Below are 24,537 nucleotides of genomic sequence, written 5' to 3' on the forward strand. Positions count from 1 at the left end.
TTATTTGCCTAATTTAGGCACAACTCGAATCCTCCTTATCGCAGAGGGGACGGTCATGTTTACATGACAGCTCCGAAGTAGGTTCAATGAAAATAGTGGGTTATGCTACTTGCAGCAAATGTAGCACTCTCTAAAAACCTTAGATTCATTTACTTGTCTTCATCATCGCTTTAATATTTTTTGAATTATGAAAATTATATGCACACTTTTTAATTCTGTCAATTACATACGTGACGAAACACAAAAAAAGAGATAAAATGAATGAATAACAATTCATTATAGGAGTAAAATAGTTTCACTTTCAAGATGAGGGGGATTGTTCATGAATATACATAAGATTATCATACCTACACCATACCCAATAGGGGATGTTAATGCTTTTTTAGTAAAGGGAGATCAGCTTTCGCTTTTTGATGTTGGACCAAAAACAGAGGTAGCTTTAGATGCTTTAAATAAAGGAATCAATGAGGCAGGTTATAAGCTAGAGGATATTGAGCAGGTTGTGTTAACACATCATCATCCAGATCATGCCGGGTGGGTAGATGCATTTCCTAAAGCAGATATTTTAGGTCATGAATACAATGATCATTTCCTTCGCAGAGAACCAGAATTTATGTCTTATCGTACGAACTTTTATCGCAATCAGTTAAGCTTGCAAGCAGTTCCAGAAAAGTATCTTGAGAAAATTGTTGAATCCAAAGAAGCGCTTAAACTATATGGTTCAACGCCTTTAACTAAATTTATAGGTGATGGAGATGTGGTTCCAGGGCATCCAGGCTTGAGAGCAATTTATACACCTGGTCATGCACAAAGTCACCTTATTTTTCTTGATGAATCAACAAATGAGGTAATTGGTGGAGATCTTTTGTTAGATAAAGTTGCGGCCAATCCATTAGTAGAGCCCCCGACGGATCTTTCAAATCGTCGTCCTAAGGCATTAATCCAACAACAAGAATCCTTAAAGCTTTTACGTGAGTTAAACGTTTCCAAGGTATATGCAGGGCACGGAGAAGAGATAGTTGAAGTAAACGACTTAATCGACAAGCGTTTAGAGAAAGATCAACTGCGTTTAAAACAATTAATAAAACATGTTGTTAATACTCCTAAAACAGTTATTGAGCTAACGATGGACTTATATCCAGCACATTATAGGGCTGAATTAGGCTTAACATTGTCTAAAACCTTAGGCTATCTAGATTGTTTAGTTAGAGATGGGCTTGTGTCTGAAGAAATTGTAAATGATGTAATTGTCTATACACGTAACTAAAAAAATCCACAGCTAGAGTGAAATTCTCTGTCTGTGGATTTTTTCGTCGTTAAATATAGATACAACAAAATTAGTTAGCGTTTGATTGTGCTTCTAATGACATTGCAGGACCGAAGAATTCAAAATGAATATTTTCTCCTGAAATGCCAAGCTCTCGAGCAATGGAAATAACTGTCTCCATAAATGGAGCTGGCCCACAAATGTATACTTCTGTATACTCTTTAACAAATGGTGTTAAATCTTCTTTAGTTACATAGCCATTTTCATCTGAAAATAAAACACGATAAGAACCATTTAGATCATTTACCTTTTTCTCAATTTGCTCTCTAAATGCTACTGCTTTTTTATCACGTACACATTGAACAAATGCCACCTGTCTGCCAAGGTCCATTGTTTGCAGCATTGTATTTAAAGGTGTAACACCAATCCCGCCACTAACAAATAGAATCGGGTTGTTATTTTCCTCTAATGTGAATAACCCAGCAGGTGCACTTACCTGAATTGAATCGCCTTCTTTTACTTGTTCGTGAAGATAATTTGAAACAACACCTATTGGATTAACTGCATCTTCACGTTTCACTGTTATACGGAACTCATTTTTATTTGACGGCTGTGATAAAGTATAGTGACGATTTGAAGTGTATTCATCTCCTGGTACTTTCACACGAACTGTAATATATTGACCTGCTTTATATTCAGGTAATTTTACACCATCTTCAGGTACTAAATAAAATGACGAAACTAAATCATTCTCTTCAACTTTTTTTGCTACTTTGAACGATTTAAATAATCTCCAGCCGCCATTTTGCTCAGCTTCCTTGTATAGATCTTCTTCTATAGAAATAAATACATCTGCGATAACTCCATATGCTTCTGCCCATGCATTAATTATGTCATCAGTAGCTGCATCTCCAAGTACTTCTTTAATAGCAGCCAATAAGTTTTCACCAACGATAGGGTAGTGCTCAGGTAAAATTCCTAGGCCACGATGTTTGTGTGCAATCTGCATAACAGGTGGAATAATGGCCTGTAAATTATCGATATATTTTGCTGCAGCCAGAACTGTATTTGCTAATGCAGTTTGTTGGCGACCTCTTGCTTGGTTTGCGCGGTTAAAATAATTTAATAGTTCAGGATGTTTGTTTAACATATTACTGTAAAAGGTTTTTGTAATAGTAACTCCGTGTTGCTCTAATACTGGTACGGTTGATTTGATAATGTCGATTGTTTGCTGTGATAACATACGATCACGTCCTTTCAAGGTCATCTTACGCCTGGCAAATATTAAAAGCAATATCCTAAATGCATCTTTAACAAATCTGACACAAAGTAGTGCGGAGAATACATCTTTAACATTTTAGACAAATATATGTATTGAAAATACATGTTTAAATCAAAGTATTACAATTTATTTTTATAAAAATAAAGAAATCAAGTGATATAATAGTGATATAGAAAGAGTGGTGTTCTAAGATGCGCTTAACTTTATATACCGACTATTCCTTAAGAGTATTATTATATCTTGGTGTAAAAGGGAATGATCGTTTATCAACTATACAAGAAATTGCAGATAGCTATCATATATCAAAAAACCATCTTATGAAGGTTACCTATGACCTTGGACAGCTTGGTTTAATTGAAACAATCCGTGGTCGAGGCGGTGGAATTCGTTTAAATCTCCAGCCAGAGGAAATTAATATTGGACAAGTTGTAAGGCATACTGAGGAAGATTTTCATCTGGTTGAATGCTTTGATGAAGAAAATAACCTTTGTAAATTATCGCCTGCCTGTAAGCTTAAGTTTGCTCTTAATGAAGCTTTAAATGCTTATTTACAAGTATTAGATCAATATAGTTTAGCTGACTTTCTAATGTCGAAGGATGAAATGTTTAGATTGCTTGGAATTGAACAGTATTAGAAGGGTATAGATTAATTCTATACTCTTTTTTGCTTTTCGAGCATAAAGAGCCAGAAATAGTATCCACTAAAGTGAAAGGAGTATACATAATTTATGAATAAAAAGGCAATTTTTATAACAGGAGCAACAAGCGGAATCGGGAGAATTATTACAGAGCTTTGTATAGAGAAAGGTTATACCGTTTATGCAACAGGTAGAAATGAATCTTCGCTAGTAACCTTATCCAGAATGGGGGCTATCGTGTTCCAGGCAGATTTATCAGAGCTTGAAGATATCGATCGAGTTTGTGAGCAGCTTCCTTCTATAGATATAGCTATTATTAATGCAGGTGTCGGTATCTTTAATAATGCTTTTGATTTAGATGATGAAGATATCGAAAATATGATTAATGTTAACGTAAAAGCGCCCATTTATCTATCAAATCGATTGGCGAAGAAGATGATTATTCAGAAGTCCGGACATTTTATATTTATAGGCTCCCAGGCAGGAAAAGTTCCAACAAAAAAAGCGAGTGTTTACGCAGCATCAAAGCATGCAATAACGGGCTTTGCAAATGGCTTAAGAATGGAACTAGCTTCGTATAATATTCAAGTAACAGCCATCTATCCTGGCCCAATTGATACGCCATTTTTACAAAAAGCTGATACAACGAATAATTACAGAGAGACCATGAAGCCTTTTTTATTAAAGCCTGAGAAAGTGGCGTCAGAAGTATTAAAAGTAATTGAAAAAACCGTAAGAGAAGTGAATCTTCCAAGGATAATGTCTATCACAAGCAAGCTTTATGCTGTAGCACCTTCACTTGTTGAAAAGCTGGGAAGCGGTTTCTTTAATAAAAAATGATACATTAGTAAGTATTATTATACGCCTTTAACTTAGGCGTATTTTTATTTGTTTTAAAAATCTAATATTTTATAAAAATACACTTGAATTAATTTTTATTAAATGATAACATTCATGTATAAACAATTATTCGAATGTATAAAAATACATATTTGAAATTGGAGGAGCGGGAACATGGCAAATAAAAAAGTGATTTTAGCTTATTCAGGTGGACTTGACACATCAGTTGCAATCCCATGGTTAAAGGAACAAGGCTGGGACGTAATTGCAGTATGTCTAGATGTGGGTGAAGGTAAAGATCTTGAGTTTATCAAAAATAAAGCACTTCAAGTAGGGGCAATTGAATCTTACATGGTAGATGCAAAAGATGAATTCGCTGAAGAATATGCTCTTATCTCTTTACAGGGTCATACTTGGTACGAGCAAAAGTATCCATTAGTTTCTGCGCTTTCTCGTCCACTTATATCAAAAAAATTAGTTGAAATAGCTAACGAAACAAAAGCTGATGCTGTAGCTCATGGCTGTACTGGAAAAGGAAATGATCAGGTACGTTTTGAGATTTCTATTAAAGCACTAAATCCTAATCTTGAGGTTCTTGCACCAGTACGTGAATGGGGATGGAGCCGTGATGAAGAAATTGAATATGCAGAAAAGCACGGTGTACCAGTACCTGCAACGATTGACTCGCCATTCTCAATCGATCAAAACCTTTGGGGGCGTGCAAACGAAGCGGGAGTTATGGAGGATCCGTGGGTAGCTCCTCCAGAAGAGGCTTATGGATTAACAGTTTCTCTCGAAAATACGCCTGATACACCGGAATTCGTTGAGATTGAATTCGTTGAAGGAAAGCCGATTTCTTTAAATGGTGAGGAGATGAAGCTTGCCGATCTAATTCAAGAGTTAAACAAAGTAGCAGGTGCGCATGGAATCGGACGTATTGACCATGTAGAAAATCGCTTGGTGGGTATTAAATCGCGTGAGGTTTATGAAATTCCAGGTGCTAAAGTGCTTTTAACCGCTCACAAAGAATTAGAAGATATCACTTTAGTGAAAGAATTAGCTCATTTTAAACCAATTATTGAGCAAAAGCTTTCTGAAATCATTTATGAAGGTCTATGGTTTAACCCGATTCGCTTAGCTTTAGAGGGTTTCCTAAAAGAAACACAGAAATATGTGAACGGTACAGTTCGTGTGAAGCTATTTAAAGGTCATGCCATTGTTGAAGGTCGTAAATCGCCAAATTCTTTATATAGCGAAGAGCTTGCAACATACTCAAAGGCAGATCAATTCAATCATGCTTCAGCTGTAGGTTTTATTGAATTATGGGGGTTACCGACAGTAGTAGCTTCACAGGTTAATAAGAAAATAGAAGAAGTAGTTAATAACTAATATAATCGAAATCGATTCAAGCTCTCGAAGGCTACATGAGGGTATTGATAGAAGTAGGTGTAGGGGATGACAAAATTATGGGGAGGTCGCTTCCAAAAGTCCGCTGAAAGCTGGGTAGACGAATTTGGAGCTTCCATTGGCTTTGACCAACAGTTAGTTATGGAGGATATTGAAGGCAGTGTTGCACACGTAACAATGCTAGGTGCTCAAGGGATTTTAGACTCTAAGGATGTAGAGCAAATTCTGGGAGGTTTGGCTGAGTTAAAGCATTCAGCAGAGGCTGGAGAACTCGAGTTTAGTGTTGCAAACGAAGATATCCATTTAAATTTAGAAAAGCTATTAACGGATATAATCGGACCTGTTGGAGGAAAACTTCATACAGGCCGTAGCCGTAACGATCAGGTTGCGACAGATATGCATCTGTTTTTGAAAAAACGTGTTGTTGAGATTGTAGACTTAATCGAAGCTTTCCAAAATACGATTTTACAAAAGGCAGAGCAACACGTTGAAACAATTGCACCTGGTTATACACATTTACAGCGAGCACAGCCAATAAGCTTTGCACATCATTTGATGGCCTATTTCTGGATGCTCGAGCGTGATAAAGAACGCTTTAATGAGTCAATGAAGCGTATAGACATTTTACCATTGGGTGCAGGTGCTATGGCGGGAACTACTTTCCCAATTGATCGGGAAAAATCTGCAGAGCTACTTGGATTCAGTACTGTCTATGCAAATTCTATGGATGCGGTTAGTGATCGTGATTTTATAGTAGAGTTTCTTTCAAATTCATCACTGGTCATGACACATTTATCTCGTTTTGCTGAGGAAATTATTATTTGGTCAACGGATGAATTTAAATTTATCGAACTAGATGATGCATTTTCAACAGGCTCATCCATCATGCCACAAAAGAAAAATCCAGATATGGCAGAGCTTATTCGCGGCAAGACTGGTCGTGTATATGGAAATCTTATTGGATTGTTAACAGTATTAAAAGGAACACCTTTAACTTATAACAAAGATATGCAGGAAGACAAAGAGGGGATGTTTGATACAGTTCATACCATCCTTGGTGCATTGAAAATCTTTGAAGGTATGGTTCGTACAATGACTGTTAAAACTGAAAGGCTTCATCAAGCAGTGCATAGTGATTTTTCGAATGCTACTGAGCTTGCAGATTACCTTGCAACTAAGGGGATGCCATTCCGTGAAGCTCATGAAATTACAGGTAAACTTGTGTTCACTTGTATTCAAAGAGGGATATTCTTATTAGATTTACCTCTTGAGGATATGAAAAATGAAAGTGATTTAATCGATGCTGATGTTTATGACGTTTTAGCTCCTGAAGCTGCTGTTAGACGTCGTAACTCACTTGGGGGCACAGGCTTTGAACAAGTGCGCTTGCAGCTTGAGAAAGCAAAAGCTTGTCTTTAACTATTTGTTACAAACCTAAATTTTAGGATTTGTTATATAGGCCGCTATTAATGATGTACAGAGATGCACAATAGTTTGCCGACTTTTATCAACAAGCCAGAGGGTAACTTGATAAAAGAAAAACTTTATAAGCAGCCATTACTTTTTTAAGTACAGGTGACCATATAAAGTTACATAAACCGTTCTCGGGGTCGCGAGGCGGTTTTTTTGTTTTTGGTGAGAAAATTCTTGAAGTTTTTAATTATTGTTAAGAATTACCCAAGCATGATTATTTAAAAATGGACAATACTTATTTAGATTGCACATTAACTTATTAATTATGAATTGAATCTGTTGTTAATTAATACATAAGATAATTAAGAATATCCTCTTTAGATTAGAAAACACTAATCAAAAGGAGGATTGAGGTCAGTTGAAAACTAAAGTTGCTATTTCTGTGCTGTTGGTTTTAAGTACGATTGCGGTTGGAAAGATATTGACGGTACCTCCAGAGGATCAAACAACGAATGCTGAAGAAATTGCACCTGCTTATGCAAAATGGGGAAGGATGGCCATGCAAAATGTTATGGCCAAATATCCAACATCTGATGTAATCGATTATTTGCATATTGGACGAGAAGTAGGTAGTGTGACTTCAGTTGAAAAGTTCAAGCTTTGGTTAAAGGCAGAGGATAATAGTGAATTTGGAGTTTTCGTCGATATCACTTTTAATAACCAAACCGAAGAAGTTGTCGATATTAAATATACAGAAACAAAACAATAGTATGATGAAAAGAGGTGCGGTATTTTCGCACCTCTTTTATAATATATTTTGAACGTTTTTCATTATTTTGGACAGAGCATTTATAGATTTACTCGTATCAAATTCTACAATATCCAATGAATGGTTCGCATCTTGGACTACTTCAATTTTCAAGTTAGTTTCTTTCGTTAATCGATTAATATTCTCTGCATTATAATGAGGGTCCCTGTCACCTATGACTAATAGCCCTTTATGTTGGCTTATTAATACAGGATCAAATATCTTACCAAAATTTAAAAGTGGGGTGAATAAGATCATTTTAGAATTTAGATATTCTTCTCTTTTCATTAAAGAATTGGCAATAGGAATAGTTCCAAGAGATTTGCCCAAAAAAATAGTCTCTTTATAATCTCCATTAAAAAGAACAGTCGAAATAACTTGGTCAATATCCTCCAACATTATTTTAGACAATTCCTCAATTGATTTTTTCAATGTTTGTTCATCATAGGAATAATGAATATGTACGATATCGATATTATTCTCAATCATCTTCATTGTTGAATAATAAAACAATGGTTTGTCATAATTGTAACCAGAGCCAGAAAACATGAAGCATATCGTTTTAGAACCTAATTTGATATGGGTAAATTTAATTACTTTACCTTTGTGATATATTTCCCTGTTAGATACCTGCATCGTTTCCTCCTAAATTCGTTTATATTTATTTTAACATTTATTTCCAGTTATTTCACCTCAATTTTGAATACATAAGAGCTGTCACCACTTGTTCCCGAGTCATTTTTCTCCCATATTGCATAATAGTTTATGATGTATACCCCCTTCGTAGCAGGAGCTTTAAATTTATGATTTTTAGTTAGGGATATTTCTTCTATTTGATTAGATTCAACGTCACTGATTGTTAGAGTTTGCTCTGTCGGGCGGCGTTTTGTGAGTAGGGTAACCGTTGCCTTTTTTTTAATAGGCAAAGCCTTTTCATATTCAAGAATTTCTATCGGAGTAGGAAGGCTAAGGCATTCTGCTGATTCTTCATCTCGCCAACAGTAATCTCCTTGTTCCATATTGTAAACAGTGTCCTCGAGTTCAAGCTGAACTACTGGAGGTAGAAGCTTCTTAGAACCTTTTTTTACTTGTTCCTCACTACTATCATAAGAACATCCAGCAATTAAAAATAAAAGACTCACAACAGTTAATAATTTGTACAAACAGTAAGCTCCTTCCTATCTTTCACTAACCATTTACGTAAAAATCAGTCCATTTATGCTTTTAATGAAGATTTATTTTCAAAAATATTCGTTTTAGGGGCATTGGGAGTATTATTATTGATAGTAATAATAATAATAGAATCGATAAATAGAATTTTAATAATAAAACTACCAATCTTTTGGAAATTTGAGGTGATTCCATGGTTAATGGGAATTGGTTTCTGGATTTTCCTTATATTCCTTTTTCCAGCAAGAATAGGCACTTTAAACAGCGTTGTAGTTTAAAGTGCCTTAGTTTTATTCTCTTATTTGTCCATTCCCGTAAATAAAGTACTTTGTCGAGGTTAATGCCGGTAAGCCCATTGGACCTCGGGCATGTAGCTTTTGAGTACTAATTCCAATTTCTGCTCCATAGCCGTATTCAAAACCGTCTGTAAAGCGAGTAGAAGCATTATGATACACTGCAGCCGCATCGACACTAGCTAAGAATAGTTGGGCTGCGATTGGATCTTCTGTAACTATGGCTTCAGAATGATTAGTGCCAAATCGGTTTATATGTTCAATTGCTTCATAGACATTTTCAACAACCTTCACGCTTAGCGTTAAACTTAAAAACTCTGTAGCATAATCTTCTTCTGTGGCAAGTGAGATAGAAGGGAGCAATTCACAAACCTGTTCGTCTCCGATGAGATGGATATTGGTAGCTTGTAATTTCTCCAATAACAGTTTTCCATGCTTTGTAAACCAACTACTTTCAATAAGTAAGCTTTCTGCAGCATTACATACAGAAGGTCGCTGAGTTTTAGCATTTAAAATAATTTCTGTGGCCATTTGATAGTTTGCATTTCCATCAACATATACATGACAATTTCCAGCGCCTGTTTCTAATACAGGAACAGAGGCTTCATTTACAACTAGATCAATTAATGCTTTGCCACCACGAGGAATTAACACATCTAAGTATTCTTTTAGATGAAATAATTCCTTTGCGGTTTCATGGCTCGTATCCTCGATTAACTGAACAGATTCTTTAGGTAGGGCTGTGTGCTCTAATGCGCGGTGAACCGTTTCAATAAGTACTTGGTTTGAGAATTTAGCTGAAGAACTTCCGCGTAATATAACAGCATTTCCAGTTTTTAAACTAAGTGTTGCCGCATCAATTGTTACATTTGGCCGAGCTTCATAAATCATGCCAATAACACCGATTGGTACCCGACGTTTCTCAATAAGTAGCCCATTTTCTTTTGTTATGGTTTCAAGAAGTTCACCGACCGGGTCTTTTAAATTGATAAGCTGTTGGATTGCATCAGCCATTGCTTGAATACGTGCTTCATTTAACATGAGTCGATCAAGGGTAGATTCAGAGAGGCCTTTTTCTTTGCCAGCAAGTAAATCCTTTTTATTTTCTTCTATAATACTGTTTTGGTCGAGGAGTAATTGATATGCTATTTTTGCTAACGCATCATTTTTTTCAGTGGTAGTTTTTAAGTTCAGCAGATAGCTCGCTTGTTTTGCTTGTTTTCCTTTTGTTTTCACTTCACTTTTAGTTACAATATCCGTCATATATGAAACCTCCTTTAGATTCTGACCCATTTATCCCGATGGATGACTTCGATTGATGTAGAGGTTATTTCATTAGTCCGTTTACCTAGTGCACGACCAAGTTCATCACTGGAATAAAGCACCTCTCCACGTCCTAATAATTCTGTTTCACTATATACCTCTACTACATCGCCCTGCCTAAATACACCTTCTAGCTTATATATCCCGGCAGGCAGGAGACTTTTTCCTTTTAATAAAATGGCTTCTGCAGCGCCTTTATCTATAAACAACTTCCCGCAAACCTCTGTAAATGAAATCCATTGTTTAGGATTCGGTAGGGGAGTGTGCAAATCATTTCCAATATACGTACCGTCCCCGAGTCCATCAAGAATGTCAATTAACTTATTTTGTCCATTGCCATTGCCTATAAAAACTTTGACCCCTGATTGAAGGGCAGTACGAGCTGCTAATAATTTTGATTGCATTCCGCCAGTACCAACCTTAGAGCCACTACCAGTCGGGATTTTGAGTAAATCGTCTGAGATAGTAGATAAATAGTCTATTTGTTTAGCGTTAGGATTTTTTGGATTCTGGTCATAGAGGCCGTTAATATCCGTTAAGATAATGAGATAATCAGCGTGGATTAGTCCACTAACCAAAGCTGAGAGCATGTCGTTGTCACCGAATGTTAATTCTGAAACTGAAACTGTGTCATTCTCATTAATAATTGGAAGTATGTTTCGCTCCAGTAATTCAGTAAAGGTTGCATAAGCATTTCTATAGCGATCCTTTTTAGAAAAATCAGTACGTGTTAAAAGAATCTGAGCTGTGCTAATATGATGCTCACTAAAGAGCTCTGAGTAATATTGAATGAGTAAACTTTGACCAACTGCAGCAGCAGCCTGTTTACCTTTTAATGTAACAGGACGGGAAGGGTAACCTAATTTACGAAAGCCAGCTGCAACTGCTCCTGACGAAACAAGTAAAACATCATGACCATCTTGCTTTAATGCTACAAGTGCTGAAATATGATCTTGAAGCCTGATGTGGTCAATTTCTCCCTTGGCATTAGTGAGAGAGCTGCTCCCGATTTTAACGACAATACGTTTTTTTTTCACCTAATTTCCTCCTAGATACCTTTAACTTGATTTAAAAGAGAGGGAAAACCCTGCTTTGAGTAAAAATAAAAAGCCTTCTTCACCCTAAAAATTAGGGCGAAAAAGGCTTCTTTTCCGTGGTACCACCTAGTTTGGAATGCAAAAGCAATTCCCACTTATGCTCGATAACGCTTGAGTCTGCGTCTAGTTTTGCTAGAGGCTAGCGAAGTAGGTTCCGTAATCCTTTTTGTACGATGTCTCGCAGCCATGTACATCGCTCTCTTACCAACAGGGTTTTACGTACTATTCTTCGATAAGCTGATAGATATTGACTCTAATATGCAACAAACTTTTTAAATTGTCAATATATTTCGTGGAATATTCAGATTATTGTAAAATTGAAAAAGAGACATCAATTCATCGATGTCTCCGGAAATATTAAGCTATTAAAGTTAAATTTGTGTATGAAAGAATTGCTGGTATTTCGATTTTTTTTAATGCAGTAGTGGCTTCTTCTTTTGTGTCGAACTCAAAAATACGATAAGTTTTTTCCTCAAAAATTGTTACTACCCACATGTCGGGTCGCCTCCTAATGTTTTGAATTTATTTATCATAAAAGACCGCTGCAATTTTAAAAGTAATTCTTTATCAAAGGACTAAGGTTATTTGGTAAACGATAAAATGGCGGAGCCTTTTAATCCTATGAGGGCTTGACGTGCTTCCATTTTGTTTTCAAACTCGAACATACGATACGTATTTCTTTCAAATACAGTGATAACCCACATAACAGGATCTCCTCCATTTAATATTATTAATTGTTATATAACAATGCGTTTTGTATGGGTGATGATTGGTTGTTGTTATATATCAACTTAAATCTATTGTACCCCTAAAATAGTAAAAATAAAATAGCTAGTGAAACATTTCACATATTGTTCATATTGATGACGTTTTCATAAAAATTTCCAGCCTATCCAAACTAAATTCGGTTATATTTCATGAAATAAAACGATTAAATAGGAGTCATTTTTGTGTAAATAAAAGAGTGAGGAAATCAATTTTGATTGGAGAGGGGAGTGGTGGTAATATATAGGATTAATAATATTATTATGTTAACTAGATGGGGTGAGCTGGACTTGGGTTATTGGAATGAACAGCATGGAGCTGGCTTTTGACTTCGTGGTGCAGTTCATCCGCCATATGAACGGCATGGCGAAGCCTTTCTAACTTCGTGATGCAGTTCATCAGACATATATACTCCATCAAGCGACATTTCTAGCACCGTTCTGAAGTTCTCCCGCTATCATGAACTCCATCCATCCAGCCGTCTTTCTTGCCACAGCATGAAATTTATCCTCATCTCAAACCGCATCCCACCGTATTTCTAGCTCCTAAGCATAAAAAAAGAGCTAGTCTAAAAAGACCAACTCTCCTTCGAATTTTTATTTTATTTTCTCCCATTCTTCACGTAATAGTCCCATGCGAATGGAATCGTAATACTCGCCATTGTATAATCGAACCTTACGAATTCTTGCCTCTAGGGTCATGCCGAGTTTTTCACCAACTCGAATCATACGATCATTCCCAGACCAGGTTGTATAGCCAACTCTTATAAGTGGCATTGTAGAGAATAGATGATCAATCCACAACTTCATGGCTCGTGTACCAAGACCCTTGCCCCAGGAAGTGGGCTCATGAAAAACAATTCCCATCTCCAGCCACTTTGATGGCTCGTGCTCCCAATAATATGAAACAATCCCTCGTATTTCATTATGAACCTCAATTACCCAAAAATCTTTACTATCAACTAATGATGCTCCCGTAGGTAAAAAATCTTCTAAGGTCATGGCCGTATGTGGATAGTAGGGGGCGTCCCATTTTTTCCATTCTGGCTGCTCTTCTTTATAAATAAGCTCCCAAAGCCTATTTAGATCACTTGTCTTAACTGGTCGTATTGTTAATTCGTTATCTGTATACATAATTAGCCTCTTTTCAAAAATAATAGGTTGGTAGATTAGATTGAAAAGAGAGTACAAGACTTTTACTTTTCAATCACATTTTCATTTATAGTCATTTTCATCACACCTTTCGTTACATTACTATCATTATAAACTAGAATTATTTAAATTTTCTACATTTTTACAAAACATAACTATAAATAAGACTTATTCGTTTTATTTGCTTTTGAAATAAAAAGAGATTATATTATTGAGGGCTCAATGATTGATAGCTCAAATAATCAATAACTAACTTTGTAGTTTTTGACTGGAGGGAGAGGCTTGAACATTAAAATTTCAGAGCAGGAAGAGCTGTTATTTTTACTTAAAACACTTAGTAATCAGCTAGGACCTAAATTTGAGAGAAGTACAAACCTTAGCTTATCGCGCTTTGAGCTTTTGTATCAGCTTATTCAATATAGTGAAATTTCTCAATCCAATTTACAAAAAATTGTTAATATCGATCATGCCGCAATTACTCGTCATTTAAAGCAATTGGAGTCGGATGGCCTTGTATCTAGAAGACGTAATCCAGCTGATAATCGGGAAACGATTGTACAATTAACAGAAGAAGGCTACAAGCAAATCATGAGTTGTCAAAAGGATAAGTTAAGCTTTGCTAATCAAATGTTTCAACAATTCAGTGATGTAGAATTACAGAGTTTAATGGTTATGCTAAAACGTATCCAAGAAAATATAAAGTAAGCATTCAATCAAGGGTTTATCTTTTAGTATTGAAAGAAAAAATAATTATTTACGTTAGGAGCTTCTATAGATGAAAGATTATTTAGTAAGAGCAGTAGGTTATAATGGACAAATTCGTGCATTTGCAGCACGTACGACAGAAACAGTTGGAGAAGCACAAAGAAGGCACAGTACGTGGCCAGTTGTTTCAGCAGCACTTGGTCGCTCAATGACAGCAAGTGTGATGATGGGTGCGATGCTTAAAGGGGAAGACAAGATTACTGTAAAGGTAGAAGGAAACGGTCCAATTGGTGCAATGGTCCTTGATGCAGATGCAAAAGGAAATGTCCGCGGTTTTGTAACACATGGACAAGTTCACTTTGACCTAAATGAGCAAGGTAAATTAGACGTGCGTGCAGGTGTTGGCACAGAAGGATTTTTATCTGTTGTGAAGGATTTAGGAATGAAGGAAATGTTCTCAAGTCAGGTTCCGATTGTATCAGGGGAAATCGCTGAAGACTTTACTTATTACTTCGCTACAAGTGAACAGTTACCTTCATCAGTTGGTTTAGGGGTTCTAGTAAATCCTGATAACACAATTCTAGCCGCAGGGGGCTTCATCATTCAGTTAATGCCTGGCTGTGAAGAGGAAACAATTGCGGCATTAGAAAAGCATTTAGCTACAATTGAGCCTGTTTCAAAAATGATTGAAAAGGGATTGACACCAGAGGAAATTCTAGAAGCTGTTTTAGGTGAAGCAGGCAATGTACAAGTTTTAAGCCATATGCCAGTACAATTCGAATGTAATTGCTCAAAAGAACGATATAGTCGTGCAATCATCGGATTAGGTGTTCAAGAATTAGAAGAAATGATTAAAGAAGAAGGCAATATTGAAACACAATGCCACTTCTGTTTAGAAACATATGATTTCTCTGAGGCTGAATTACAAGCATTAGTAAATGAAATCAAAACCCAATTAAATTAATGGAAAAGCCTATTTTGAACGCTGAACGTTTTAAATAGGCTTTTATAATATTTAATTCTATTTATAATCTAACTCTTAAGTTAAATATATGCACAAATATAAAAACTACTGACAGTAGATGAGTAATTTAAGTAGTTTTTTGTTTGTATTAATTTAAATCATACTAAAGTTTAAGAAAATGATTAACTTTACTAACGTATTCATTGACAGGATAACTGAGATAAAGATCACTAGATAAACGGATTGGATCACCAAAAAAATATCTTTCATACTGTGTTTGTCTAGTTCCAAAAGCACTCATAGATAAGTCCCATGCTAATCGGAAAATTTTAACCCTATCATAAGCAGGTTTTGTTGCGGATTGAAGATATTGATCTAAATCTTTACGAATAGGAGAGTGAAAAGATTGTTCTGTAGGTAAGGTAATCATCCCACTAGCTCCGATTAATTGCATAATTTCAATAAAACGTGGATAAATTTTAGAAAATAGATTTCCAGCTACCTTTAAAGGAAGCACATCAGGTCTCATGTTGCCCCATTCATCTAAAGAAGCATGGTTCTCTGATTTTTCTAACAAGGCTCTTAAGGTTTCAAGACCGATAATGATTTCTGACATTTTTTCTTGAATATGTTGATATTCTCTAACATTAATAGTTTTTATTAGTAATTCTGTAAGTCCTAATATAAATTCGGTTTTCACGATTTGTCGAATTAAAACTTGATGTTTGGCAAATGCATGGAAGGAACATTTCTCTAAAAATTCTTCTGCTACATCTCCATTATTATAAAAAAATACTCTTTCCCAAGGAACTAAAACATTATCAAAAACAACAATTGAGTCCATTTCTTCGTAACTGGAACTTAAAGGATGGTCAAAATCTGACTCTCCCCCAATAAATGAATCTCTACAAATAAATTTTAACCCTTTTGTATTCGAGGGTATGGAGAAGGCAAATGCTTCTTCTTCATTAAAAATGAATTTTCCAATACTAAAAACCAATACTTCATCAGTTAGTCCTCCTTGAGTGGCAAGAAGGCGAGCCCCTTTAATAACAATTCCTTGCTCATTTTCCGCTATTACCCTCGCTGCAATTGGTGATTCGCCATTTTCAAGGTGAAGTTGAGAACGATTTACTTGTGGTGTAATAAAGGTATGTGTAAAAGTTAAATCTTTTTCTCTTGCAGTTTCATATAGTCTAATAAGATTTTCAGGAAAGCTTTTCTCTTTTCCCTTTAAGTAATCAGCAGAAGATGCAAAGCTCATTAACACCGTATTTAAATAGTCTGGACTTCGCCCCATAATACCGTGAGTATGTGTTGCCCAGTGCTCAATCATTTTTCTTCTTTTTAGTAAGTCCTCTTTAGTTTTCGGTGCTAGGAAGGAAAGACCAACAGCATCTCCTGATATAGGAGAGGGAAAGGTCAGTTCATCTTTAATTTTTGGATTATGCTGTAAATCATAAAGTGCTGCTTTTGATAGTATTAACCCTTTAAATAGGGGATGTTCTGAAAGTAGCCCGCTAATTCGTTTTCCATCAGCCCAAATTTCAGGGTTCAATTGGTTTATCCTATCAATATATTGTTGCCCACTAATAGCCCCCATATTTTACACTCCCTAAAATTAAATTCTAAGGTTAAGTATATTCAGTAGTTGTTGAACAATTTGGGTAATACAATTTATTTTATTTAAAAATTACTAATTTGTTCCTTTCCTGGTTAGTATAATTGGATTGGGACAAAAAATTTTAATGTTCTTTGGATAAGTCAAAACAATGTCTCTTATAAATTGAAATAATAAAATAGAAGTTCGGGATGCAACGGGAGCAAATATTACACCTGAAAATAGCAAAATTTTTATTATTGCGATTTATAAATAATTAAACGTTTGCTAACAACAAAATTACCTAAAAAAATCTTTTAAAAATATGATTAAATAAGAGCTTTGAACTAATTTATATAAAAATAAAAGTTTAGCATTTAGAGTGGTCTGTAAGTATCTTTTTTGAATATAATATGAAACAGTTAAATGGAAATAAAAACTCTATAACACAAAATACAATGTGACAAATACAAAATAACCTGGAAATTAAAAATGAACATCTGTATAATAAAACCATCACGTGATGGTTTGGAGGGAAGTAAATTGGGATCGAGAAACTGAAAATTGGCGAATTAGCTGAAACCACTGGAATCACAAAACGCACAATTGACTATTATACAAATCTTGGCTTACTCAAAGCTGAACGTTCTACTTCAAATTATCGTTTCTATACTTCTGAAGCAATCGAACGTATTAAAATAATCGAAGAGATGAAAGCACAAGGCATGTGCTTAAGTGATATAAAACTTTCCTTTGAAAATTTAAATGTGCAAAAAGAAGAAATTGATATACAAGATATTTGTAATCAAATGACTTCATTGAAAAATGAAATTTCAACACTTGTACAAAAAATGCAACAGCAGGAACAATCAAAAAATGAATCCATTAAAGATAAAGTTTCATCAGAAAGTGTTGCATTAATGCAATCCTTATTATTACTTATAACCTAGGAGGTGAAGTCTTACTTTTTTAAGTAAGACGATGATTGACCGCACTGAATTTAACAATATTTGCAATTTTATTAGCTTTAACTGCATTTTTCGTGGCAACTGAGTTTGCCATTGTAAAAGTAAGACATTCAAGGATCGACCAATTAGTTGCTGAAGAGAGAAAAGGTGCTTTAGCTGCCAAGCATGTAACTACCCACTTGGATGAGTATTTATCTGCCTGTCAATTAGGAATTACTGTAACGGCATTAGGTATTGGTATGGTAGGAGAATCAACCTTTGAGTTTATCTTAGAGCCATTGTTTGGAATGTTTGGGATTGCATCAGAGCATATTCATTATTTCACTATTGCTGCTGCTTTTGTAATCGCTACATTCTTACACGTAGTTGTTGGGGAATTAGCACCCAAAACAGCTGCTATTCAAAAAGCTGAAACAATTACTCTTTCATTTGCAAAGCCAATTATGATTTTCTATAAAATACTTTATCCTTTCATTTGGTTCTTAAATGGTGCAGCTCGTATTTTAGTTGGAATTTTCGGCATGAAGCCAGCTTCTGAGCATGAGCTTTCACATACCGAAGAAGAACTCCGTTTGTTAATGACAGAGAGCTTTAAAAATGGTGAAATCAATCAAAACGAATTAAACTATGTAAATAATGTTTTTGAATTTGATGCTCGTATTGCTCGTGAGATAATGGTTCCAAGAACTGATATTATTGCTTTCGATAAAAAGGCAACTTATGATGAGGTTTTAACGACTATTCAAGAAGAGCGTTATACTCGTTACCCTGTTTATGAAGAGGATCGAGATAATATTATTGGGTTCATTAATATTAAGGATTTTTTAACACAGGGAATGACCAATCGCATTACGGTAGAAAACTTTAATATCGAAAATTTCATTAATCCAGTGATTTATACAACTGAGGTTACACCGATTCAAGTACTTTTAACCAGGATGCAAAAAGAACGAACACATATCGCTATTTTGTTAGATGAATATGGAGGTACCTCTGGACTTGTTACAGTAGAGGATATATTAGAGGTATTAGTTGGTGAAATTCGAGATGAATTTGACGATGATGAGATTCCTGAAATTCGTAAGGTAAATGATGGTCATTTTATTGTCTATTCAAAAATACTATTAGAAGAAGTAGCACGATTCCTGAACATTGAAATGGATAATTCAGATGTCGATACACTCGGTGGGTGGTATTACTCGCAAGATATGGAGCTAAAGCAAGATTACATCATTGAACATGCTGGTTATACATTCTCTATACACGAGATAGATGGACTTCAGTTACGCTATATCGAAATTAAACAAAATTCAAACTTAACAGTATAAACCTTTATTCGACCTCTTTTGTCTTATTGAGACTAAAGAGGTTTTATCTTTAGGCTTTTTTATTATTATTTGGACGCGGATGGGACTGTGTATATTATCTAGAGGGGGAATATTTTGAAGAAGCTCTTTAATCTTTTGTTCCTATGTTTGCTGGGAACGATGCTTGTGGCATGCTCAAATGATGAAAATTTCTTGATAAGAATAGATGTCCAACGCGTAGCAAGTGATGATTCTTTAGAGGATGAGGATATGATTCTTGATCTTATTACGTTAGATTCTATTAAAAGTCTACTAGAAGAAGTTAAATGGGAGCCAGAAGAAGAACCAGAGGATGCTGGTTCTGAGGATTTAATTGCCACTTTGTTTTATGCAGATGAAAAGGATAAGCCAGACGAGCTTTATCTATATAGAATTTGGTATAACTTTGACGATACAATCACTATAATCAGTAACAATGAAGAAGAGGGCTACGGCAAATTGGATGAGGAATATGCAGACAAATTAAAAAGTCTATTGGAAAGTGAATTGTGAAGTTCACTTTAAAAGAGGTGTTTCCTAAATGGGACACCTCTTTTAATTTAGGTTGAATAATTCGTTACCTTTATTTGGTTCTTTAATGCAATTTATCCCCATCATTTTCATAAACTTATTTTGGCCATTTTAACCCACCTATTAGGTACTTTATGGATATGGACTAGCATATATTGGGGCAAATATAGTTGGAAAATTGAATTATAGATTTTCTAACTTATTATATAGGTAGGTGGCTGAATGAAAAAATTATCCATCAATGAAGGATTATTGTTAACGGATATGGAAATCCAATACAAAGGGAGAAATTTACATTTAACTCGTGTGTTGATTGATACTGGTTCATCGAGCTCTATAATTTCATCAGAGATAGCTGAAATGATTGGGATTTTTCCAGAAGCAGAGGATCCAATTTATCGAGTGTATGGAATTGGCGGCTCTGAAATTGTCTATTCTAAAATACTTGATTCCATTCATATCGGCCAAATGAAGGCAGAGCAAATTGAGATGGAAATTGGTGAGATGGATTATGATTTTCAGTTAGACGGGATAATAGGTTTAAATTTGCTAATGCGTATGAAAGCATTGATCAATATTGAAAAACTTTTAATACAAAGTGAGAGTTAGATTCTTCCTTACCAAATAAACCCTTGGAGTAGTGATGAAAATGTGGACTCAAAAAATTATTGAAACAAAAAGAGGATCATTTGAATACTTTGAAAAAGGTGAAGGGGAGCCTTTAGCTGTTACACATTTATATAGTGAATATAGCCAATTAGGTAATACCTTCGCGAATCCTTTCACTAAGCACTACAAAGTCTATTTAATCAATCTTCGCGGGGCAGGTAATTCAGCCGCTGCAGCTAGTGAGAATCAATTCAGTATGGGAGAAGCTGTACTAGATTTAGAGGCAATTAGAGAAGCGTTAAATTATGATGAGTGGGGTTTTGCAGGCCATTCTGCTGGAGGGATGCTTGCTTTAAAATATGTAATTAGCTTTCCACAAGCTTTAACTAAAATAATAGCTGGTGGGGCGGCAGCTAGTTACGAGTATGCGAATGACCCGGATAGTATTTATTGCTCTCTAAATCCTAATTTTACTCGTATTCTAGAAATTATGGATGCCCTAAATAACCCGAATACACCGATAGAGGAACGTCGGAAATTAGGCTATGAGTGGGCATTAATGTCTTATGTTAGTGAAGAAAAGCTACAGGAATCCTTAAAGGTTCCAAATAGTGGTAAAACGGTTGGTCCGCGTTTAGATTATTTTAGAAAGATTGAATACTCGAATTTTGACGTACGGGAGCAATTAAAATCCGTTTCAATACCAAGCTACATATATGCGGGGAAGTTTGATGCACAATGCCCTATGAAATTCGGTGAAGAGATTGCAAGTTTAATACCGAATGCACACTTTACTTTATTCGAGGAAAGCAATCACTCACCGTATTCTGAGGAAGAAGATAGGTTTGAGGAATTCGTAAACAGTACCATGACAGTAGCAAGTCCATCTTAGGATGGGCTTTCTTTTTTGACGTGATGAAAAAGGATTTTTAAAATAAGATGTCGAATAAAGTATTATTACTATCTATACACTAAAGGAGTGGCATTCACTATGGAATTTATTCGGATTACTAACATAAATGACCCTTTATTTGCAAAATTGCATACGCTTTTAGGAGAGATCTTCCCTCCAGAAGAAGTATTAGAATTTGACCTATGGAAGGAACCGTTAGAGGATCCAAGTATCCGTGTTTTTGTTGCGGTTCACGAAGGAGAAGTTGTGGGTGCTACAGAATACCGCTATTACCCAGGTTGGTCAATTGCCATGACTGATTTTACGATTATTGGTAAGCCTGGTCAATCTATCGGGCGTTTTTTAGCACAGGAGCGACAAAAGGATTTAAACCGATTAGCTGAGGAAAATGGCGAAGTTTTAAAGGGTGGATTTGCCGAAATTTATAATCCTTATATGATGAAGGAGGAATTTGATTTTGGTGGCGTGATGCCAATGAATCCTTATGTTCGTCGTGAGGTTTTATCGCATCTAGGCTACAAAAAAATCGATTTCTCATATGTTCACCCATCGTGGAAAAATGATGGAGAAGCTGTATCGGGATTAGATTTTTGCTTTATGCCAACAGATGGAGCTTTAAGTGAAATTCAAGCTTCATTAGTTATTGATTTTTTGAAAAATTACTACTCAGTTTTATCAAATAAACCAAAGCAATGGTTGGAGATGATTGAGAATTTAGAGGCACAAGAGACATTGAGGCTCTTACCTCTATAGGCTTTAACTTCTTATAAAGTTTAATAGTGCAGTGGGGAATTCTATGCATAATAGAAATCCCCCACTTTTTTTATGAAAAAATATTTTACTTTCCCCTGAAAATATAAAAGCCTCAATTCCCTTTTATGAAGCGGACAGAGCGATTTAGCAGCATACGAACAAAATTCCTTAATAATTTGTCAGAATTTATCGATATTTAAGACTAGTATGTTAATGAAAAAAGTGTAATATTAATCTATAGAAAGTTTATTAGAAAAATTTTTTAATTTTTAAGTTTAATGGGGGCTATAAACAATGTTTGACATCAAAACAGAACTAACAACAAATCCAAAAGAAAAACCAGCTCCGGAAGAGTTAGGTTTCGGTCATTTTTTCTCTGACCATATGTTTATCCTTGACTACACTGATGGAGTGGGGTGGCATGATCCTCGTATCGTACCCTATCAACCGATTTCTCTAGATCCTTCTGCAATGATTTTCCATTATGGTCAATCTGTTTTCGAGGGCTTAAAGGCTTATGTTACTGTGGATAATGACGCTTTATTATTCCGTGCAGACCAAAACTTTAAACGTTTAAATAGATCTAATGAACGTCTTTGTATACCAGCAATTGATGAAGAGCTAGCATTAGAGGGCTTAAAGCAATTAGTTACAGTAGATCGTGATTGGATTCCAAATAATCCAGGGACTTCACTGTATATTCGACCTTTCATTATTGCTACAGAACCAAACTTAGGTGTACATCCTTCTAAAAAATATCATTTTATAATTATAATGTCTCCATCTGGTTCATACTATAAGGAAGGTATTAATCCGGTGAAAATTTTGGTTGAAGAACAATTTGTCCGTGCCGTAAAGGGAGGAACTGGAGAGGCGAAAACTGGCGGAAACTATGCCAGCGCCTTAAAGGGACAAGAAATTGCGAGTCGTGAAGGTTATGCTCAAACTTTATGGTTAGACGGTAAGGAAAATAAATATATTGAAGAAGTTGGAAGTATGAATATCTTCTTTAAAATTAATGGTATTGTGATCACACCGGCTTTAAATGGCAGTATTTTGCCTGGCATAACTCGTGATTCCATGATTCAGGTGTTGAAATTCAAGGGTATTCCAGTTGAAGAAAGACAAATTTCGATCGATGAAGTGGTAGAAGCTCATCAAAATGGAACACTTGAAGAAGTGTTCGGTACTGGGACAGCTGCAGTAATTTCTCCAGTTGGAGAGTTAAAATATTTAGATGACAAAATGAGTATTAACAAAGGTGAAATCGGTGAAATTTCACAAATGCTTTATGACACATTAACAGGTCTTCAATACGGTTCCATTGACGATACCTTTGGGTGGACAATTAGATTATAGATATTTGCTAAAACGCGGTCAGCTCTTTTGCTGGTTGCGTTTTTTATTGTTGCTGAATACGTTTTTAACTTCTTTTTAAACAATTACAGAATATGAATTCTGACAACGGTCAAACTAACAAAGATTAAATTAGGAGAGGAGTGTTATACCATGAAGGAGCATAAGCAGCCACATGAGCAGTTAACAGTACAAGACAATCAACTAACTGCAACACAAGAAGTTCTATACCATGATGAATTTAAACGTGCAGATAGTGCAACAAAACGAGATAATCAAAATAAACAAAAAAAGAATATGTAACAAATCGCCCCAAGGCAGGTAGCTGCTTTGGGGTTTATAATTTCCCTTTACTTTTATACATATTAACCTTCACATACGAGACAGTAATAGATTGCAAGTAATAATGTCTAATAGAAATCCATATAATAGTATTAGCTTTTTAACATGAATTATTAGTTTGTAAAATTAGGCATAAATAGAAAAAATATTTCTAGGGGGAGTAGGAATGGATTTACAAAGCAAAATAGCTATCGTTACTGGTGGTGCATCTGGATTAGGTCTTGCTACAGTGCGCAATCTTCATCAAAAGGGTGTTAAGGTTACTATTTTTGATATTAATGAGGTAAGAGCGAAAGAAATTGTGGAAGAGCTAGGAGATAATGTTGCTTTCGCCTCTGTAAATGTAGCTGATGAGGCATCGGTAAAGGCTGGAATCGAGCAAACAGTGCAGCAATTTGGAGGTCTTCATATTTGTGTGAATTGCGCGGGGATTGCTCCTCCTGCTAAAACAATTGGTAAAAAAGGGATTCACTCATTAGAGCATTTTAAAAAAGTAATAGATATTAACTTAATCGGTACCTTTAATGTAATTCGATTAGCTGCTGAACAAATGGCAAAGAATGAGTCAATTACAGAAGATGGAGAAAGAGGAAGTATAGTGAATACAGCTTCCGTTGCTGCTTTTGATGGGCAAATGGGTCAAGCAGCATATGGTGCAAGTAAAGCTGGAGTAGCAGGAATGACTTTGCCAATAGCTAGAGATTTATCTGAATTTGGCATTCGCATCAATACTATTGCTCCTGGGCTTTTCCATACACCAATGGCGGCGGGTCTATCTGAAAAAATAGTAGAAAAATTAGGCAGTATGGTAGAGTTCCCCAAACGGCTTGGAAAAGCGGAGGAATATGCTGAGTTAGTTCAATTTTTATTAGAAAATAATTATATTAATGGGGAAGTGATTCGATTAGATGGCGGGATTCGAATGGCTCCACGTTGATTGAAAATTGGAGGGGTGTCACCAATATACAATATAAGGCAAGAACCAAAGGGGGATTT

The 24,537-nt window shown here is 35.5% G+C and carries 26 protein-coding genes, 1 pseudogene and 1 other annotated feature (1 of these 28 cut by a window edge); of the genes and pseudogenes, 18 read left to right on the forward strand and 9 right to left on the reverse strand.

All coding sequences use genetic code 11. From position 1 onward, the window contains the following. Window positions 1-175: a binding site (T-box leader), on the reverse strand; it reaches 43 nt to the left of the window's first position. Window positions 176-322: 147 nt separating this feature from the next. Further along, entirely contained in the window at window positions 323-1,267 is a 945-nt protein-coding gene (locus BJ095_RS05575) for an MBL fold metallo-hydrolase (RefSeq protein WP_107933177.1), read from the forward strand. A 70-nt stretch (window positions 1,268-1,337) separates the two neighbouring features. On the opposite strand, the gene hmpA is transcribed toward BJ095_RS05575, so the two are convergent. After that, window positions 1,338-2,510, reverse strand: a complete 1,173-nt coding sequence (hmpA, locus tag BJ095_RS05580) for an NO-inducible flavohemoprotein (RefSeq protein ID WP_107933179.1) — start codon at window positions 2,508-2,510, stop codon at window positions 1,338-1,340. A 230-nt stretch (window positions 2,511-2,740) separates the two neighbouring features. Between hmpA and BJ095_RS05585 the strand changes: the two genes are divergently transcribed. From BJ095_RS05585 to BJ095_RS05605, 5 genes are all read left to right on the forward strand, one after another. Continuing rightward, window positions 2,741-3,184, forward strand: coding sequence for an RrF2 family transcriptional regulator (locus BJ095_RS05585; RefSeq protein ID WP_107933180.1), 444 nt, complete (start codon window positions 2,741-2,743; stop codon window positions 3,182-3,184). Window positions 3,185-3,277: 93 nt separating this feature from the next. After that, entirely contained in the window at window positions 3,278-4,027 is a 750-nt protein-coding gene (locus BJ095_RS05590) for an SDR family NAD(P)-dependent oxidoreductase (RefSeq protein ID WP_107933182.1), read from the forward strand. Between the two features lie 174 nt (window positions 4,028-4,201). Then, window positions 4,202-5,416 (forward strand): argininosuccinate synthase, encoded by a 1,215-nt coding sequence (locus BJ095_RS05595; protein ID WP_107933184.1) that lies wholly within the window; start codon window positions 4,202-4,204, stop codon window positions 5,414-5,416. 66 nt (window positions 5,417-5,482) lie between these two features. Continuing rightward, a complete protein-coding gene (gene argH, locus BJ095_RS05600) occupies window positions 5,483-6,853 on the forward strand; it encodes an argininosuccinate lyase (RefSeq protein ID WP_107933186.1) in 1,371 nt (456 codons plus the stop codon). 412 nt (window positions 6,854-7,265) lie between these two features. After that, a complete protein-coding gene (locus BJ095_RS05605; protein ID WP_235867582.1) occupies window positions 7,266-7,616 on the forward strand; it encodes a DUF3889 domain-containing protein in 351 nt (116 codons plus the stop codon). A gap of 36 nt (window positions 7,617-7,652) precedes the next feature. Here the strand turns inward: BJ095_RS05605 and BJ095_RS05610 are convergent, their stop codons facing one another. From BJ095_RS05610 to BJ095_RS05630, 7 genes are all read right to left on the reverse strand, one after another. Beyond that, entirely contained in the window at window positions 7,653-8,291 is a 639-nt protein-coding gene (locus tag BJ095_RS05610; protein WP_107933188.1) for an alpha/beta family hydrolase, read from the reverse strand. A gap of 47 nt (window positions 8,292-8,338) precedes the next feature. Continuing rightward, window positions 8,339-8,818 (reverse strand): hypothetical protein, encoded by a 480-nt coding sequence (locus tag BJ095_RS05615; RefSeq protein WP_107933190.1) that lies wholly within the window; start codon window positions 8,816-8,818, stop codon window positions 8,339-8,341. 297 nt (window positions 8,819-9,115) lie between these two features. Next, entirely contained in the window at window positions 9,116-10,381 is a 1,266-nt protein-coding gene (locus tag BJ095_RS05620) for a glutamate-5-semialdehyde dehydrogenase (protein WP_107933192.1), read from the reverse strand. A 14-nt stretch (window positions 10,382-10,395) separates the two neighbouring features. Next, window positions 10,396-11,478: a glutamate 5-kinase gene (gene proB, locus BJ095_RS05625; RefSeq protein ID WP_107933194.1), complete on the reverse strand. Its 1,083-nt coding sequence runs from the start codon at window positions 11,476-11,478 to the stop codon at window positions 10,396-10,398. Window positions 11,479-11,895: 417 nt separating this feature from the next. Next, complete coding sequence (locus BJ095_RS18975; RefSeq protein ID WP_181417969.1) at window positions 11,896-12,033, reverse strand: hypothetical protein; 138 nt, start codon at window positions 12,031-12,033, stop codon at window positions 11,896-11,898. An 86-nt stretch (window positions 12,034-12,119) separates the two neighbouring features. Further along, on the reverse strand, window positions 12,120-12,242 hold the full coding sequence (locus BJ095_RS19360) for a hypothetical protein (RefSeq protein ID WP_268968867.1): 123 nt from the start codon (window positions 12,240-12,242) through the stop codon (window positions 12,120-12,122). Window positions 12,243-12,899: 657 nt separating this feature from the next. Continuing rightward, complete coding sequence (locus tag BJ095_RS05630) at window positions 12,900-13,436, reverse strand: GNAT family N-acetyltransferase (protein WP_107933196.1); 537 nt, start codon at window positions 13,434-13,436, stop codon at window positions 12,900-12,902. A 300-nt stretch (window positions 13,437-13,736) separates the two neighbouring features. Here BJ095_RS05630 and BJ095_RS05635 point away from each other — a divergent pair, with 300 nt between their 5' ends. Then, on the forward strand, window positions 13,737-14,159 hold the full coding sequence (locus BJ095_RS05635; RefSeq protein WP_107933198.1) for a MarR family winged helix-turn-helix transcriptional regulator: 423 nt from the start codon (window positions 13,737-13,739) through the stop codon (window positions 14,157-14,159). Between the two features lie 70 nt (window positions 14,160-14,229). Then, window positions 14,230-15,123, forward strand: coding sequence for an Hsp33 family molecular chaperone HslO (gene hslO, locus BJ095_RS05640; protein ID WP_107933200.1), 894 nt, complete (start codon window positions 14,230-14,232; stop codon window positions 15,121-15,123). Window positions 15,124-15,286: 163 nt separating this feature from the next. Here the strand turns inward: hslO and hpaB are convergent, their stop codons facing one another. Next, complete coding sequence (hpaB, locus tag BJ095_RS05645; RefSeq protein WP_107933202.1) at window positions 15,287-16,726, reverse strand: 4-hydroxyphenylacetate 3-monooxygenase, oxygenase component; 1,440 nt, start codon at window positions 16,724-16,726, stop codon at window positions 15,287-15,289. Between the two features lie 602 nt (window positions 16,727-17,328). Here hpaB and BJ095_RS19490 point away from each other — a divergent pair. The 10 genes and pseudogenes from BJ095_RS19490 to BJ095_RS05690 form a co-directional block, all read left to right on the forward strand. Continuing rightward, window positions 17,329-17,418 (forward strand): annotated as a pseudogene (locus BJ095_RS19490) (MerR family transcriptional regulator); the annotation flags it as partial. 15 nt (window positions 17,419-17,433) lie between these two features. After that, entirely contained in the window at window positions 17,434-17,673 is a 240-nt protein-coding gene (locus BJ095_RS19495; protein WP_235867583.1) for a transcriptional regulator, read from the forward strand. Between the two features lie 35 nt (window positions 17,674-17,708). Then, a complete protein-coding gene (locus tag BJ095_RS05655) occupies window positions 17,709-19,019 on the forward strand; it encodes a hemolysin family protein (RefSeq protein ID WP_107933206.1) in 1,311 nt (436 codons plus the stop codon). A gap of 114 nt (window positions 19,020-19,133) precedes the next feature. Further along, window positions 19,134-19,550, forward strand: coding sequence for a hypothetical protein (locus BJ095_RS05660; RefSeq protein WP_107933209.1), 417 nt, complete (start codon window positions 19,134-19,136; stop codon window positions 19,548-19,550). A gap of 240 nt (window positions 19,551-19,790) precedes the next feature. Further along, entirely contained in the window at window positions 19,791-20,177 is a 387-nt protein-coding gene (locus tag BJ095_RS05665; protein WP_107933211.1) for an aspartyl protease family protein, read from the forward strand. A 40-nt stretch (window positions 20,178-20,217) separates the two neighbouring features. Further along, complete coding sequence (locus BJ095_RS05670) at window positions 20,218-21,069, forward strand: alpha/beta fold hydrolase (RefSeq protein WP_107933213.1); 852 nt, start codon at window positions 20,218-20,220, stop codon at window positions 21,067-21,069. A 99-nt stretch (window positions 21,070-21,168) separates the two neighbouring features. Further along, window positions 21,169-21,843 (forward strand): GNAT family acetyltransferase, encoded by a 675-nt coding sequence (locus BJ095_RS05675; protein WP_107933215.1) that lies wholly within the window; start codon window positions 21,169-21,171, stop codon window positions 21,841-21,843. 294 nt (window positions 21,844-22,137) lie between these two features. Continuing rightward, window positions 22,138-23,202, forward strand: coding sequence for a branched-chain amino acid aminotransferase (locus BJ095_RS05680; protein ID WP_107933217.1), 1,065 nt, complete (start codon window positions 22,138-22,140; stop codon window positions 23,200-23,202). A gap of 150 nt (window positions 23,203-23,352) precedes the next feature. Next, a complete protein-coding gene (locus BJ095_RS05685) occupies window positions 23,353-23,502 on the forward strand; it encodes a YfhE family protein (RefSeq protein WP_107933218.1) in 150 nt (49 codons plus the stop codon). A 205-nt stretch (window positions 23,503-23,707) separates the two neighbouring features. Beyond that, window positions 23,708-24,478: a 3-hydroxyacyl-CoA dehydrogenase gene (locus tag BJ095_RS05690; RefSeq protein WP_107933220.1), complete on the forward strand. Its 771-nt coding sequence runs from the start codon at window positions 23,708-23,710 to the stop codon at window positions 24,476-24,478. The last annotated feature ends 59 nt before the right edge of the window (window positions 24,479-24,537 follow it).

It is taken from the genome of Ureibacillus chungkukjangi (genome assembly GCF_003217295.1).
GTDB classification, from domain to species: domain Bacteria; phylum Bacillota; class Bacilli; order Bacillales_A; family Planococcaceae; genus Ureibacillus; species Ureibacillus chungkukjangi.